This window comes from Cellulosimicrobium marinum (assembly GCF_020551945.1).
Taxonomy (GTDB): Bacteria; Actinomycetota; Actinomycetes; order Actinomycetales; family Cellulomonadaceae; genus Cellulosimicrobium; species Cellulosimicrobium marinum.
Genome location: NZ_JAJBZH010000001.1, coordinates 457,190 through 472,363, shown reverse-complemented (window position 1 = coordinate 472,363; position 15,174 = coordinate 457,190). Strand labels below are relative to the sequence as shown.

Annotated in this window: 13 protein-coding genes; 7 read left to right on the top strand and 6 right to left on the bottom strand. The window is 76.0% G+C overall.

Annotation, left to right across the window (positions count from 1 at the left end):
• The first annotated feature begins 5 nt into the window (after nt 1–5).
• Nucleotides 6–1,031, top strand: a complete 1,026-nt coding sequence (locus LGQ04_RS02095; RefSeq protein WP_229241815.1) for an amidohydrolase family protein — start codon at nt 6–8, stop codon at nt 1,029–1,031.
• Between the two features lie 43 nt (nt 1,032–1,074).
• Here LGQ04_RS02095 and LGQ04_RS02090 read toward each other — a convergent pair whose 3' ends face one another.
• Together LGQ04_RS02090 and LGQ04_RS02085 are read right to left on the bottom strand one after the other, a co-directional pair.
• Nucleotides 1,075–1,938, bottom strand: coding sequence for an alpha/beta hydrolase (locus tag LGQ04_RS02090; RefSeq protein WP_229241813.1), 864 nt, complete (start codon nt 1,936–1,938; stop codon nt 1,075–1,077).
• Nucleotides 1,939–2,048: 110 nt separating this feature from the next.
• Complete coding sequence (locus tag LGQ04_RS02085; RefSeq protein WP_229241811.1) at nt 2,049–4,820, bottom strand: helix-turn-helix transcriptional regulator; 2,772 nt, start codon at nt 4,818–4,820, stop codon at nt 2,049–2,051.
• Between the two features lie 199 nt (nt 4,821–5,019).
• On the opposite strand from LGQ04_RS02085, the gene LGQ04_RS02080 reads away from it, so the two are divergent.
• Together LGQ04_RS02080 and LGQ04_RS02075 are read left to right on the top strand one after the other, a co-directional pair.
• Nucleotides 5,020–5,427 carry a VOC family protein gene (locus tag LGQ04_RS02080; RefSeq protein ID WP_229241809.1) on the top strand — a complete coding sequence of 136 codons (408 nt, stop codon included), beginning with the start codon at nt 5,020–5,022 and terminating at the stop codon, nt 5,425–5,427.
• Between the two features lie 44 nt (nt 5,428–5,471).
• Nucleotides 5,472–6,407 carry an NADP-dependent oxidoreductase gene (locus tag LGQ04_RS02075; protein WP_229241808.1) on the top strand — a complete coding sequence of 312 codons (936 nt, stop codon included), beginning with the start codon at nt 5,472–5,474 and terminating at the stop codon, nt 6,405–6,407.
• 13 nt (nt 6,408–6,420) lie between these two features.
• Here the strand turns inward: LGQ04_RS02075 and LGQ04_RS02070 are convergent, their stop codons facing one another.
• Complete coding sequence (locus tag LGQ04_RS02070; protein WP_229241807.1) at nt 6,421–6,798, bottom strand: cupin domain-containing protein; 378 nt, start codon at nt 6,796–6,798, stop codon at nt 6,421–6,423.
• Between the two features lie 111 nt (nt 6,799–6,909).
• Here LGQ04_RS02070 and LGQ04_RS02065 point away from each other — a divergent pair, with 111 nt between their 5' ends.
• Complete coding sequence (locus LGQ04_RS02065) at nt 6,910–8,082, top strand: aminopeptidase P family protein (RefSeq protein ID WP_229241806.1); 1,173 nt, start codon at nt 6,910–6,912, stop codon at nt 8,080–8,082.
• 43 nt (nt 8,083–8,125) lie between these two features.
• On the opposite strand, the gene LGQ04_RS02060 is transcribed toward LGQ04_RS02065, so the two are convergent.
• A complete protein-coding gene (locus tag LGQ04_RS02060) occupies nt 8,126–9,511 on the bottom strand; it encodes a DHA2 family efflux MFS transporter permease subunit (protein WP_229241805.1) in 1,386 nt (461 codons plus the stop codon).
• A 71-nt stretch (nt 9,512–9,582) separates the two neighbouring features.
• A complete protein-coding gene (gene bioB, locus LGQ04_RS02055; RefSeq protein ID WP_229241804.1) occupies nt 9,583–10,674 on the bottom strand; it encodes a biotin synthase BioB in 1,092 nt (363 codons plus the stop codon).
• Between the two features lie 202 nt (nt 10,675–10,876).
• Between bioB and LGQ04_RS02050 the strand changes: the two genes are divergently transcribed.
• The 3 genes from LGQ04_RS02050 to LGQ04_RS02040 all read left to right on the top strand — a co-directional run bounded on the left by LGQ04_RS02050 (nt 10,877) and on the right by LGQ04_RS02040 (nt 12,810).
• The gene (locus LGQ04_RS02050; RefSeq protein ID WP_229241803.1) at nt 10,877–11,554 is read left to right on the top strand and encodes a pyridoxine/pyridoxamine 5'-phosphate oxidase; all 678 of its coding nucleotides are present in this window, start codon (nt 10,877–10,879) and stop codon (nt 11,552–11,554) included.
• Nucleotides 11,555–12,031: 477 nt separating this feature from the next.
• Complete coding sequence (locus tag LGQ04_RS02045) at nt 12,032–12,337, top strand: STAS domain-containing protein (protein ID WP_229241802.1); 306 nt, start codon at nt 12,032–12,034, stop codon at nt 12,335–12,337.
• The gene (locus LGQ04_RS02040) at nt 12,334–12,810 is read left to right on the top strand and encodes an ATP-binding protein (protein WP_229241801.1); all 477 of its coding nucleotides are present in this window, start codon (nt 12,334–12,336) and stop codon (nt 12,808–12,810) included. Before LGQ04_RS02045 ends, LGQ04_RS02040 begins: the two co-directional genes overlap by 4 nt.
• Nucleotides 12,811–12,849: 39 nt before the next feature.
• Here LGQ04_RS02040 and LGQ04_RS02035 read toward each other — a convergent pair whose 3' ends face one another.
• The gene (locus tag LGQ04_RS02035; RefSeq protein ID WP_229241800.1) at nt 12,850–15,138 is read right to left on the bottom strand and encodes a SpoIIE family protein phosphatase; all 2,289 of its coding nucleotides are present in this window, start codon (nt 15,136–15,138) and stop codon (nt 12,850–12,852) included.
• Between the last annotated feature and the right edge of the window lie 36 nt (nt 15,139–15,174).

The window sequence follows — 15,174 nt, the reverse complement described above, 5'->3', positions numbered from 1 at the left end:
GTAGCGTGAACCGCACTCTCTCGGACAAGTCGTGGTGGGGCCGGTCGTGGGTGAGCTACCGCGGCGAGCCGACGACGCAGGGTCGGATCGCGCACGAGCGTGCGCACCGTGACGAGCTCGGCATCCCGGGCGTCGAGGTCACGCTGGCGGTGCTGCGGGAGTTCGTGCGCCACGGCACGACGGCGGTCCGCACCCACGTCGACGTGGACCTCGGGGTGGGGCTGCGCGGCGTCGAGGTGGTGCGCGAGGCGCTCTCCGCGCTCGACGGCGCCGTGCACGCGGAGGTCGTCGCGTTCCCCCAGGACGGCGTGCTGCGGCGGCCCGGCGTGCTCGACCTGCTCGACGCGGCGGCCGCGGCGGGCGCGGAGCACGTGGGCGGGCTCGACCCGGCGTCGATCGACCGCGACCCCGTGGGCCAGCTCGACGGGCTCTTCGCGATCGCGGAGCGCCGGGACGTGGGCATCGACGTGCACCTGCACGACGGCGGCGAGCTCGGGGCGTTCCAGGTCGAGCTCCTGGTCGAGCGCACGCTGCGGTCCGGGCTCCAGGGCAGGGTCAACGTGGCGCACGGCTTCGCCGTCGGGGAGCTCCCGGCGTCGCGCCGGGCCGACCTCGTCGCCGCGATGGGCGAGGCGGGCATCACCATGACGACGGTCGCGCCCCTCGGCGCCGCGCCCCTCCCGCTGCACGACCTGCGGGGCGCGGGGGTCGCCGTCGGGCTCGGGACGGACGGGATCCGCGACCTGTGGTCGCCGTACGGCACGGGCGACCTGCTCGCCCTCACCACCCAGCTCGCGCGCCTGTCGCGGTTCCGGCACGACGACGAGCTCGTCACCGCGGCGCGCGTCGCGACGTCCGACGCCGCGCGGTTCGTGGGCCGCGACGTGCACGACCTCGTCGTGGGCGCCCCGGCGGACGTGGTGCTCGTCGACGCCGAGAACGTCCCCGACGCGGTCGTGCGGGCCCCGCGCCGCGCGCTGGTGGTGGCGGGCGGGCGGGTCGTCGCGCGCGACGGCGACGTGCTCGTCTGACCGGGTGCGGGCGGCGGCTCGCGGTGGCCGCCGCCCGCACGCGTCAGTCTGTCGCGGCCGGGGTGCGGGCGTGCTCGAGGGCCCAGTCGAGCGCGAGGTCGGCGACGGCCTCCCACCCGGGCGCCGCGCACGTCCAGTGGTCGCGGCCCTCGAGCTCGACGTACTCCGTGAGCGCGGGCGACTTCTCCCAGTGCTTCGCGTTGGAGCGGTTCACCGAGGGGGGCATGATGTGGTCCTTCTCGCCCGCGACGAACAGCAGGGGCGCACGGTCGACCGAGAAGTCGACCCACGTCTCCTGGTGGCCCGGCTTGAAGTTCGCGATGAGCCCGTAGTCCCACACCCACGCCCCCGGGGCGGGGATGGCGTACCGCTCCCAGACGGCGAGGGACTCCTCCGCCGAGAGCGTGTTGGTGAACGCGTAGTGGAACTCCTCGGGCGTGAAGCCGACGGCGCGGTGCCGGTTCGCGGGGTTGCGCAGCGCGGGGAAGAGGGAGCGTGCCTGCGACGGCGGCGTGACGCGCACGCCCTCGGGGGGCGCGGAGTCGACGACGACCCCCGCGGCGCCGAGGCCGCGGCCGAGCAGGAGCTGGGTGAGGGTCCCGCCGAACGAGTGGCCCATGATGATCGGCGGGGCGTCGAGCGCCTCGATCACGCCGGCGAGGTGGTCGACGGTCTCGGGGACGGTGAGCTCGGCGATGACCTGCGGGTTCTCCCGCAGCGCCTCGACCTCGATCTCGAAGCCGGGGTACCCCGGGGTCAGGACGCGCATGCCCTTCGCCTCGTAGTGCGCGACCCATCCTTCCCAGCTGCGCGGCGTCATCCAGAGGCCGTGCACGAGGACGACGGTGTCGGGTCGGGCGCCTCCCGGCGTCGCGGGCTGCGCCACGGGTCGTTCGGTGTCGGTCATGGCAGGTCCCTCCTACGGTGTGCTCGGACCTCCCGAGCGTCCCGCCGCGACGCGTGGGCCGGACCACGCGCGGCGCGTAGTGCGTCGGGTCCGTGCGGCGCGCCGGAGGGTCAGGCGACGGCACCGCCGAGCCGTTCCCGGAGCTGGCGGCGCGAGGAGACACCGAGCTTCTGGAAGACCTTGCGCAGGTGGTAGTCGACCGTGTTGGCGCTGATGAAGAGCGTCGCGCCGATCTCGGCGTTGGTGCCGCCGTCGGCGGCGAGCCGCGCGACGGCCTCCTCGCGGGCGGTGAGCGGCGACGTGCGGGGGCTGCGGCGCTCCGCGGGGTCCAGACCGGTCGCGGTGATCTCGGCCCGCGCGCGTCGAGCGAACGCCGACGCCCCCGCCGTCGTGAACGCCTCCTCCGCCGCGCCCAGCAGGTCCCGGGCCGACGACCGGCGCCGGCGGCGGCGCAGGAGCTCACCGTGCAGGAGACGCGACCGGGCGGCGTCGACCACCGCGCCGACACCGTCGAGCGTGCGCGCCGCCTGCGCGAACGCGTCGGCCGCGGCGTCGCCGTCGAGCAGCAGCGCGCGGCACCGCAGCGCGACGCCCGCGCTCCAGGGCGAGCCGTCGGCACGTGCGCCCGCCTCCAGCCGGTCGACGTGCGGGGCCGCCTCCTCCGGGCGCCCGGACCGTACCGCCGCCTCGACGAGGTCCGGGACCTGCAACGGCGTGACCTGGAGGAACGGGTCGTCGACGAGCGGGGCGAGGGTCGCGTAGGCGTCGCGGTACCGGCCCTCCGCGAGGTCGTGGATCGCGAGCGCACCGACGGCCGCCGTCTCGACGCCGCCGAACCCGGCCTCCCGGGCGGCCGCCGCCCCGGCGAGCACCTGCTCGCGGGGCGCGTCGACCCACGCGAGGTAGGCGAGGTTGACGACGTGCTCGCCGTCGTACCCGATGGACCGGCGCAGCTCGCGCACCTGCTCCAGGTGCTGCGCGGCACGGCGCGGCGTGCCGCCCGTGAGCTCGGCGAGCGACGCCATCCAGTGGCCGGTGTCGAGCATCTGCACGGACCCCGCCTCGCGGGCCGCCGCCAGGACGCGGCGCAGCCACGCGTCGCGCCCCGGCAGGTCCCACAGGGCCGTGGCGATCGCGACCCCGGCGGTCGCGTGGGCGAGGACGCCCGGACCGTCGAGCGCGTCGAGCGAGCGCCGACCGTCCCGCAGCGCCGCCACGGCGTCCACGCGGTCCCGCAGCACGAGAGCCGCGAGCGCGCGCAGCACGTCCGCCGTGGGCCCGGGACGGGCGTGCGCGCCGGCGGCGAGCCGGGCGCCCAGGGCCGGCAGCGTCGTGCCGCGCAGCCCCCGGTCGGCGACGGTGGCGTGCTCGAACGCGCGGACCAGGGCCTCCTGCTCGCGCGCCGGGTCGACCCCGTGGAACAGGTCGGCCACGGCGAGCATGTGGGCGGTCGCCCGCGTCACGACGGCGGCGTCGCCCGTGAACAGGCCCAGCGCCACGCGCACGGCGAGAGCCCGGGCACGCACCTCGGGTGCGAGGCCGTCCTCGGTGTCCGCCGCCCCGTCTCCACCCGTGCCGACCTGATGGTCGCGCCGCAGGTCGTCGAGGAGGGACGCGGCGATCTGCGCCGCCCCGGCGGCGACCGCCGCCTCGGCCGCCGCGACCCGCCGCCGGTCCCGGTCCGCTCCGGGCGGCGTGAGCTCCGCGGCGCGGCCCAGCACGCGCGCCCGCGACACGAACCCGCCCCGCGAGCCCGCGGCGTCGGCCACGGACTCGAGGCGGGACGCGACCGCGGGGTCGACGCCGACGGTCGCCCGCGACAGGTGCCACGCGGCCCGCTCCGGCGACGAGTCCTCGGTGGCGCGCGCGAGGGCGGCGTGCACGCGCCGTCGGTCACGCCCCGCGGCGGCGCCGTAGGCGGCCGCGCGCACGAGCGGGTGCCGGAAGCGCGCCGTCGTCCCGAGCTGCACGAGCCCGAGGTCCTCCGCGGTCTCCGCCGCGGCGTGGTCGACGCCGAGCGCGTCGCACGCGCGCGCCACGACGGCGAGGTCGCCGGTCGTGTCCGCCGCCGCGACGAGGAGCCAGGTGCGTACGGCGGGGTCGGCGCCCCGCACCCGGTCGAGGTAGTGCTCCCCGAGGTGCCGTCCCACCGGTACCGGGTCCTCCCCCACGCCCGAGTCGTGGAGCTCGCGCGCGGTGAGGTCGTGCGCGAGGTCGACGAGCGCGAGCGGGTGTCCCCCGGTCGCCCGCACGACGCGCGCGACCACGAGGGGGTCGACGCCGTCCCGCGCCCGCGCGGTGAGCAGGCGTGCGGCCGACACCGCGTCGAGACCGCCGAGCACGAGGGTCTCGATCCCGGCGGTGAGCGCGTCGAGACGGGGCTCGTCGCGGCACGCGAGGAGGAGCGCCACGGGCTCGGCACCGAGGCGCCGCGCGGCGAACGCGACCACCTCGGCCGACTCCGCGTCGACCCAGTGCAGATCGTCGACGACCACGACGAGCGGGGCGTCCCGCGCGACGGCCGCGAGCAGCTCGAGCAGTCCGAGCCCGACGGCGAGGCGTTGGGGTGCCCGGCCGTCCTCCAGGCCGAGGACCGTGCGCAGCGCGGCACGATGGGGCGCGGGCAGGGCCCCGAGCGCGTCGTGCCACGGGGCGACGAGGCGGTGCAGGGCGGCGTACGCGACCGCCGACTCGGCCTCGAAGCCGTCCGCCCGCACCACGCGGGTGCCGGGCAGGTCGCGCGTCGCGGCGGCGAGCAGCGTCGTCTTGCCGATGCCGGGCTCGCCGCGCACGACGACGGCGCCACCCACGCCGGCGCGTGCGGCGTCGACGAGCGCCGCCAGCCGCCCCAGCTCGTCCCGCCTGCCCACCGGCTCGTCCACCAGCGCGCCCGTCCTTCCTCGGACCGCGACCAACCCCCGGGTCGACGACCCCGCACCGGCAGGCTAGCGGCCTGGCGCGCGCCACGGATAGCCCCGGACTCCGCCGACCTGCGGCGATGAGTTCGCGCCCCCGGGCACGTCTACCCCGGCACAGACCCTCCGGGCGTGACCGACGACGCCCGACGACCCGAGGAGAGCCATGAGCACCCAGATCTTCGTCAACCTGCCCGTGAAGGACCTCGACGCGTCGAAGGCGTTCTACACCGCGCTCGGCTACGCGGTGAACGAGGAGTTCACCGACGAGAACGCGTCGTCGATCGTGGTGAGCGACGCGATCTACGTGATGCTCCTCAGCGAGGAGTTCGCCACCCAGTTCACGAACAAGGCGATCGCCGACGCGACGGTCACCACCGAGGTCATCAACGCGCTGAGCGTGGACAGCCGCGCGGAGGTCGACCGGCTCGCGGACGCCGCATTCGCCGCGGGCGCGACGCCCGTGAAGGACCCGCAGGAGGAGGGCGGGTTCATGTACTCGCGCAGCTTCGCGGACCCGGACGGGCACCAGTGGGAGGTGCTCCACATGGACCCGGGCGCGCTCGGCGGCTGACCCGGTCGGGAATCGTCCGCGGGGCCGGACCGTTGGCGCGGAGTATGCGAGCCATCACGTACTCCCGCTACGGCGGCCCCGAGGTCCTCGAGCTCACCGAGCTCCCGACGCCCAAGGTCGGGCCCGACTCCGTGCTCGTGCGCGTGCGCGCCGCGAGCGTCAACCCGGTCGACTGGAAGGTCCGTGAGGGCTACCTCGACCCGCTCCTCGACGCCGTCTTCCCGGTGGTGCCCGGGTGGGACGTCGCGGGCGTCGTCGAGCGGGTCGGGCTGGACACACCGGAGCTGCAGGTGGGCGACGAGGTGTTCGGCTACGTCCGCAAGGACGTCGTGGGCGGCGAGGTCGCGGGCGGCACGTTCGCCGAGCTCGTCGCCGCACCCGTGCGCACCCTCGCGCGCAAGCCCGCCGCGTGGTCGTTCGAGGAGGCGGCGGCCGTGCCCCTCGCCGGGCTGACCGCGTACCAGACGATCCGCCGCGCGGGCGTGCGGCCCGGGCACACGGTCCTCGTGCACGCCGCCGCGGGCGGCGTGGGGTCGTTCGCCGTGCAGATCGCGCGGGCGCTCGGTGCGCGCGTGATCGGCACGGCCTCGGAGCCCAACCACGACTTCCTGCGGACGCTCGGCGCCGAGCCGGTCACGTACGGCGACGGGCTCGCGGGCCGGGTCCGGGCTCTCGCGCCGGAGGGCGTCGACGTCGTCCTCGACTACGTGGGCGGCGACGCGCTCGACTCCGTGCCCGACGTCCTGCGCGACGGCGGCACGGTCGCCTCGATCACGGACGCGCGGGCCCGCGACGAGCTCGGCGGGCACTACGTGTGGGTGCGGCCCGACGCGGCGGACCTCGCCGAGCTCGCCCGGCTCGGGGACGCCGGCGAGGTGACACCGCACGTCGCCGAGGTGTTCGACCTCGCCGACGCCGCGGACGCGCACCGCGCGAGCCAGACCGGCCACGTCCGCGGGAAGGTCGTCGTCCGGGTCTGACCCGCGGCGGCGCTCAGCCGGGCAGCTCGCGCAGGGCGGACGTCATCGCCCCGCCCGCGTCGCCGGTGTTCACCGTGCCCTGGCGCTCGACGATCACCGCCGACGTCTCGACGTCCGCCCGCGGGCGGTGCTCGACGCCGCGCGGCACGACGAACAGGTCGTGCGGCCCGAGGACGACCTCCCGCTCGGCGCCGCCCTCCCGCAGCCCGATCGTCAGCGCGCCGTCGAGCACGAGGAACAGCTCGTCGGTGTCCGGGTGGGTGTGCCAGACGAACTCGCCGAGCACCTTGACGACCTTGACGTCGTGGTCGTTCGGGCTGGCGACGCGGTGCGGCTGCCAGTGCGCGTCGAACGCGTCGAGCGCGGCGAGGAGGTTGCGCACGTCGGTCATGCGTCCACCCTGCCACGGCCGGGTCGTCCGGAGGTCGCCGCCCGGCGGCTCTGCACGAACCCGTGCGCGGCTCCGGTCGAGCTCCCGCCCGACCGGTGGGAGGCTGGCGTCATGAGCAGCGACGACGCACGCCCGGGGGCCGCGTTCGGGCCGGAGGTCTACGCCGCCCGCCGGGAGCGCGCCGCCGCCCGCGCGCGCGACGCCGGGCTCGCGGGCCTCCTCGTCTCCCCCGGGCCCGACCTCGCGTACTTCACGGGCCACGCCCCGCCGACCACCGAGCGACTCACCCTCCTCGTCCTGCCCGCGGCGGGCGATCCGGCGGGCCCGCCGCGCGTCGTCGCGCCGCTGCTGGAGGCGGGCGACCTCGCGCACGCGCCCGGTGCCGCCGGGCTCGACGTCGTGACGTGGCGCGACGGCGAGGACGAGCACGCGACGACGGCCCGCGTCCTCGCGGCGGGCGGCACCTGGGCGGTGTCGGACGCGACCTGGGCGCTGCACGTGCTCGGCCTCCAGCGTGCGCTGCCCGTGGCGTCGTTCGTCGCGTTCACCGACGCCGTCCCCACGCTGCGCGCCGTGAAGGACGCGGAGGAGGTCGACCGGCTCGCCGCGGCCGGCGCCGCCGCCGACGCCGCGTTCGCCGACGTGCTCCGCGTGCCGTTCGCAGGCCGCCGGGAGGCCGACGTCGCGGCCGACCTGGACCGCTTCCTGCGCGCGCACGGGCACGAGCAGGTCGACTTCACGCTCGTGTGCTCGGGCCCGAACGGCGCCGACCCGCACCACGAGGCCGGGCAGCGCGTCATCGAGCGCGGCGACCTCGTCGTGCTGGACTTCGGCGGCCTGCGCGCCGGCTACGGGTCGGACACGAGCCGCACCGTGCTCGTCGACGGCGGCACCGACGAGGACGCGCTCGCCGTGCAGCGGGAGGTGTACGAGGTGGTCCGCGCCGCGCAGCAGGCCGGGGTGGACGCCGTCCGCCCCGGGGCGACCTGCCAGGACGTCGACCGTGCGGCGCGCGCCGTGATCGAGGACGCGGGCTACGGCGAGCGCTTCGTGCACCGCACCGGCCACGGCATCGGCACCACGACCCACGAACCGCCCTACCTGGTCGAGGGCGAGGACCGCCCGCTCGAACCCGGCATGTGCTTCTCCGTCGAGCCGGGCATCTACCTGCCCGGCCGGTTCGGGGTGCGCATCGAGGACATCGTCGTCGCGTTCCCCCCGGACGTGCCCGACGGCGCCCGGCGGCTCAACACGTCCACCCGCGCGCTCCAGGTGGTCACCTGACACCGGGCACGGTCCGGTCCTCGCGCGGCGGTGCTGACGCGGGTCAGCGGGGAACCGTCGAGCGGACGTGCTCGTCGCGGATGCCCACCCAGCTCAGCACGCCCCCGAGCACGAGGAGCGCCGCCGTCACCACGAGAGACCGGTGGAAGCCGTCGAGGTCGAGCGCCCCGCCGACGATCACCCCGGCGAGCGCGATGACGACCAGCCCCGCGACCCGCGACACCGCGTTGTTCACCGCCGAGCCGATCCCGGCGTCCGCGGCGGGGATCGAGCCGAGGATCGCCGACGTCAGCGGCGCCACCGTCATCGCCAGCCCGAGACCGAACAGCGCCAGGCCCGGCAGGACCTGGGTGAGGTAGGCCGCCTCCTCGGTGGTCGTGAGCAGCAGGAGGTAGCCGGCGCCCCCGACGAGCGGACCGACCGTCATGAACAGCCGCGGACCGAACCGGCCCGCGAGCGCCCCGAACCGGGTCGAGAGCCCGATGAGCAGCAGCGTGACGGGGATCTGCGCGAGCCCGGCCGCGGTCGCGCTGTACCCGCCGACCTGCTGGAGGAACAGCGTGACGACGAACCCGCCGAAGTAGAGCGCGCCGTAGATCGCCGCGGTCGCCAGGTTGCCCCACGCGAAGTTGCGGATCCTGAACAGGCGCGGCGGGAGCATGGGGTCCGGGGCGCGGCGCTCCCACGCGACGAACCCGACGAGGCACGCCGCACCGACGGCCGCGGGCACCCACACGACCGGGCTCGCCCAGCCGAACCGGCCCTGCTCGATGAGCGCGAACACGGTCCCCGCGAGCCCGACCGCGGCGAGCGTCGCCCCGAGCACGTCGATCCTGCGTCCCGACGCCGACCCCTCCTCCTCCGCGGCCGACCGCGGGATCCCGCGCAGAAGCCACAGCGTCCACGCGACCGGCAGCACGTTGATCCAGAACACCCAGCGCCACGAGATCGCGTCGACGAGCACCCCGCCGAGCAGCGGCCCGACGATCGACGCCGTGCTCGTCCATGCCGTCCAGGCGCCGATCGCGCGGGCCTGCCGCGCGCCGTCGAACGTCGAGATGATCATGGCGAGCGAGCTCGGCACGAGCAGCGCCCCCGCGACACCCTGCAGGCCGCGCGCGACCACGAGGAACAGGCCGTCGGGCGCGACCGCGCACGCGACGGACGTGACGGCGAACCCGACGAGGCCCACGGCGAGGACGCGGCGTCGCCCGTGCACGTCGGACAACGACCCCGCGAGCAGGATGAGCGCGCCGAGCGTGATCATGTACGCGTCGACGACCCACTGCTGCAGCGCGAGTCCCGTCACCGGGCCGGTCGTCAGCTCGTCGGAGATGGCGGGCAGCGCCACGTTCACCACCGACCCGTCGAGGAACGACACGAACGAGGCGAGGATCGCGACCACGAGCACGCGCTGCGGCACCGTCACCCGACCACGGTACGACCGGACCGTCCGGCGCACCGGGCGGCGGGGCGCCGTCGTGCACGGGCCCGGGCAGGTCAGGCGTTCGGCGCCTCCGCGGTGCCCGCACCGCGACGGCGCACCGCGACCCGGCCGGACCGCCCACCGGAGGGCGCGCCCACGGCGTCGACCTCGAACCCCGCGTCGGCGATCATCGCGCGGTCCGCCGACGCGTCCTGCCCCTCGCTCGTGAGGTAGTCGCCGAGGAACAGCGAGCTCACGACGTGCAGGGCGAGCGGCTGGAGCGTCCGCAGGTGGACCTCGCGACCCGCCGCGAGGCGCAGCTCGGCGGCGGGCAGGGCGAAGCGCGCCGCGGCGAGGACCCGCAGGCAGTGCTGCGGCGTGAGGTCCCACCGTCCGGCGAGCGGCGTCCCGTCGAACGGCACGAGGAAGTTCACGGGCACGGAGTCCGGCTCCAGCGCGCGCAGCGCGAGCAGCGCGTCGACCAGCTGTGCGTCGCTCTCCCCCGCCCCCGCGATCAGCCCCGAGCACGCCGAGAGGCCGGCGCCCTGCACGCGGCGGACCGTCGCCACGCGGTCGTCGAAGCCGTGGGTCGTGCACAGCTCCGCGTACGCCTCCTCGGACGTGTTGAGGTTGTGGTTGTACGCGTGGGCGCCCGCGTCGCGCAGACGCTCGGCCTGGCCGTCGGACAGCAGCCCGAGGCACGCGCACACCTCCAGGCCCGGGTGCTCGGCGACGATCCCGGACACGATCCCCGCGACACGGGCGACGTCGCGGTCCGTCGGGCCCCGCCCGCTCGCGACGAGGCACACGCGCGCCGCGCCCCCGTCCACCCCGGCGCGTGCGGCGTCGAGCGCCTCCGTGGGCCGCAGCCACGTGTACCGCAGGATGTCGGACGGCGCACCGAGCCGCTGCGAGCAGTACGTGCAGTCCTCCGGGCACAGCCCCGACCTGAGGTTGACGAGGTAGGCGAGCCGGACCCGCGTGCCGAACCGGTGCCGGCGCACCCGTGCGGCCGCCGCGACGACGTCGAGGAGGGCCTCGTCGGGCGTCCGCAGCACGGCGAGCAGGTTCTCCGGGTCGGGCACGTCGCCGCGCAGCGCCCCGGCGACGAGGCGGTCGAGCAGGTCGGCGGTGGGGCGGACGGGTCCGGCGGCGTCGTGGGTCATGACGACGATCCTCCCCAGGCCCGCCCGTCCGCCGCGTGCGCGGACCGCCCATGCCCGGCGCCGGTGGCCGGTGGGATCCGTGGCCGCGTTGGCGACCACCCACACCGTGTCGGCCCTCACCCTGCACGGTGCGCCCGTTGCGTGGTTGCCTGCTGTCGTGCGGTGGCCCGCACCGCAGGACCGCACGACGTGGAGGGGCGCGATGACCGACGAGACAGGACCGACGATCCGCGAGCGCCTGCGAGCGCTGCCCGTCCTCGGCGACGACCTGCCGGGCCTCGACCTCGACGCCGTGCCAGCCGATCCCGTCTCGCTGTTCGTGTCGTGGCTCGACGACGCCGTGACCGCCGGGGTCCTCGCGCCGCACGCCGCGACGCTCGCGACCGCGGACGCGAGCGGTCGCGTCGACGCGCGCACCCTCCTGCTGAAGGACGTCGGGGCGGACGGCTGGGTGTTCGCGACCCGTGCCGACTCCCCGAAGGGCGTCGCGCTCGCGCAGAACCCGAACGCCGCCCTGACGTTCCTGTGGCGCGAACGTGGCCGTCAGGTCCGGGTGCGCGGCGCCGTCGTGCCGCTGGGGGCCGAGGCCTCCGCGGCGGACTTCCGTGCCCGCTCGGACGCGTCGCGCGCGACCGCGCTCGCCGGCCCGCAGAGCGCTCCGCTGGCCTCACGCGCGCAGTACCGGTCCGCGTGGGACGCCGCGCTCGCCCGGGTGCGCTCCGACCCGGAGCTCGTCCTCGACGCGTGGACCACGTACGCGCTCGAACCCGCGGCGGTCGAGTTCTGGGCGTCGGCACCGGACGGCCAGACCCGCCTCCGCTACACCCCGACCGGCGCGGCCACCCCCACGCCCTGGACCACCCAGCTCCTCTGGCCCTGACGAGGGACGAGAGGAACCGCCCCTCGAGCCAGTCCCGCGGCCCGCGAGGTAGTACCGGAGTTGGCCGAGGTCGTACCGCAGTCCGCCGAGGGAGTACCCAGGTGCGCCGGCTACGGCCCATTCCCTGGTCGGTCCTGCCCGACGGCGAGCGGTCACCAGGGTGGGACGGCACCGGGAGGGGCGGGTGGGGCGCCGCGTCGTGGCGGGTCTGGCGGGAGCCGCGAGGAACGAGCGGCGGAGGGAAGACGCGGCGCCCCACCCGCCCCGACACCCCGGGCGACCACGCGACGTCGGGCACGAGAACCTCGGTACTACCCCGGCCAACCTCGGTACTACCTCGCGTCACCCCGGCACTCCCTCGGCGGCGAGGACTCACGCAGTCGTCCATGCCCGGGTCGCGCGGTGCGAGACGCGGCACGGTCGCGTACCGTTGACGATCGTGCCCCGGAGGTCCCGGGCCGTGGAGGAGACGCATCGATGACCGAGAGCGGGGTCCGGATCCAGGACGAGGGATCGCTGTGGGTCATGTACGGCGAGATCGACGCGGCGGTGCAGTCCCGGCACGAGGACGACCTGCTCCGTCACGCCCGCGCGGTGCCCGGACGGATCCGGATCGACCTCTCGGCCGTGACGTTCATGGACTCGGGCGGTCTGCGCCTGCTATACCACGCGGCGACGGCGGGCGACGACAGGCCGGCGCTCGTCGGGACGCCGCGGCGTGTCCGTGACCTGCTCGAGCTGAGCGGTGTGGACGGTCTCTTCGAGCTGGTCGAGGCACCGTGACGATCGCGCGCATCCCTGTCCCGCCCAGGTTCGTCGAGATCGGTTCCTGGCCCTTGCTGTCCATGGCGGACCTCGCACCGCTGCGGGCGGACCTGCACCGGATGCTCACCGGGACGCCGTGCCCGCCGGACCGTCCGCTGGACGCCCCTCAGGAGCGCATCGTGCTGGTCGCGAGCGAGCTCGCGACGAACGCTCTGCGCCACTCGGCGCCGCCGGCGCGCGTGCTGCTGCTGTCGGACGGCCGGGAGATCGTCGTGGACGTGGTGGACCACTCTCCTGACGCGTCTCCCCGTCTCGCTCCGGGTCGCCCGCCGGGTGCGGGTGGTTTCGGGCTGCAGCTGGCTCGGCGCACGGCCCAGGAGGTCGGCTGGTTCAGCACGCTCGCGGGCGAGAAGCACGTGTGGGCGCGGTTCGCCGTCCCCGTGTTCCGCGCGGGCGCGACGACGCGCAGCGCGTTCGCCCTGCAGGGCTGACCGCCCGCCCCGACCCCTCGGACCGGCGGTCCGACGCCGTCAGTCCTCGCGTCGCACCACGACGAGGGTCGCGTCGTCCGCGGAACGCGGGTCGCGGGCTGCCGCGACGATCGCGTCGACGTCGACCGCCCCGCCGGCGACGACGGCGTCCGCGAAGGCTGCTGCGAGCCGGTCGAGCCCGTCGCGGACGGACTCGTCCCGGCGTTCCACGAGGCCGTCGCTGTACAGCACGAGCGTGCCGCCGGGCGGGACGTGCAGTTCGTGCCCGACCGGGCGGTGGTCCACGAGCCCCAGCGGGGGCGACGTCGCGCGCGCGGTCCACACCGGTGTGCCGTCCGGGTCCACGACGAGCAGGGGCGGGTGCCCGGCGCTGACGTGCTGCACGACGCCGGTGGCCGGGTCGAGCAGCGCGACGGTGAGGGTCGCGATCTCGCCCGGCATGGTCCAGCGTGCGAACTCGCCGAGCCGGCGCACGGCCTCGACCGGGTCGTCCGACGCGACGAGCGCGGCCCGCAGGGTGGTGCTGAGCTGGGCCATCGTCGCGGCGGCCTGCAACCCGTGGCCGGTCACGTCGCCGACGACGAGGGCGACGCGGCCCGAGGGGAGGACGAGCACGTCGTACCAGTCCCCGCCGACGAGCCCGGACCCGGCCGACTCGTACCGCGACTCGACCGTCCACCCGTCGACGCGGGGCAGGAGGCCGGGCAGCAGGCTGCGTTGCAGCGCCTGCGTCGCGCGCAGGTCCTTGCGGCCCCGCAGGTACAGCGCCTCGACGAGGTGGCCTCGCAGTGCTGCCGCCGAGTCGGTCTGGTCGGCGGTCCACGGGTGGCTGTGCCCGCGCACGACCTCGCGCCAGCGGTCGAACGAGCGGCGGGGGCTGAGCCGCACCGTGTCGCCCTCGCGCCGCGCGATCGCCTTGTTGTGCGGGTCGCCGCCCCAGTCGACGGTGCGCAGCACCTCGTCGCGCACCCAGACGACGACCTGCCCGTCGGGCAGCACGATCCCCAGGACGCCCGCGACGTCGGGCGTCAGCGCTGACACCTCTGGCGCGGCCTCGCCCAGGCAGTCCGTGGACACGACCTCCTCGTCCTGGGCGAGCACCCAGGCGACGAGGGCGCGGCAGCCGTCGTCGTCGGGCACGCTGCCCACCGACGTCAGCCGGCCCTCCGCGACGACGGCCGCGCCGTCGGCGTGGACGAGCCGGCGCAACCAGCCCGAGCGGGTGATCGCCGTGCCGAGCGGCACGGTGTCGTCGTGGGAGTCCGCGGCGAGGTGGGCGAGCACGCGCTCGGCGCGCTGGACCTCCGCGTCGCGCTCCTCCTCCGCGCGGGCCACGAGCCGCACGGACAGGGTCGAGCCGAGGAACTCCGCGGCCGTGCGCACCTCGTAGGGCGGCTCGTGCGGGCCCGCGTAGTGGTGGCACGCGATGAGGCCCCACAGCTTCCCGTCGCGCAGGAGCGAGATCGACATCGACGCCCGCACGCCCATGTTCCGCAGGTATTCGAGGTGGATCGGGGAGACGCTGCGCAGGGTGGAGTACGTGAGGTCGATCGGCTCGCCCGTCGTGGGCAGGTCCGTCGGCACGACCGGGGACGGCTCGTAGTCGACGTCCGCGATGAGGCGGATCCAGTTCTTCTCGTACAGCGCGCGCGCCTGCGGCGGGATGTCCGACGCCGGGTAGTGCAGTCCCAGGAACGAGTTCAGGTCGTCCCGGCGCGCCTCCGCGACGACCTCCCCGTTGTACGCGGCGTCGAAGCGGTAGATCATCACGCGGTCGAAGCCGGTGAGGTCGCGCACGTGGCGCGCCGCGTCGTCGTACAGCTCCGCGAGCGTCGCGGCCCGTTCCAGGTCGCGCAGGGCGTGGCGCACCGCGAGGTATGTGTTGGGGAACGTCAGGGGGCGTGCCCCGGCCGCGTCCTCCAGCTCGACGACGAGCACGGGCTCCGCCCCGGGACCGTCGGCGGGCAGCGGCGGGCGGTGGAGCACGGCGTCGACCGTGCGGGTCGTGCCGCGCACGTCGAGGTGCAGGGTGACGGGGTTGCGGTCGGCGAGCTCCACCGACGCGCCGACGTGCTTCAGCACGCGCGCCGCGGGGGCCGCGCCGAGCGCCTGCGACAGCGGGGCGCCGAGCAGCGCGTCCGGCGCGGTACCGAGCACCTGATCGACGTTCTCCGAGACCTGGAGGACCGTGCCGTCGGCCTCGCGGACGACGAGCAGCGCGCCGCGGGGCTGGATCATCCCGGGGACGTGGATCGGTTCGCGCGCGCAGTTGTCGAGGTCGACGGGCGCTCCGGGCGCGAGCAGTCCACGTGGGTCGGCCGTCTCCACCTGACCTCCGTCCGTCTCCGCGCACGCCAGGGGACG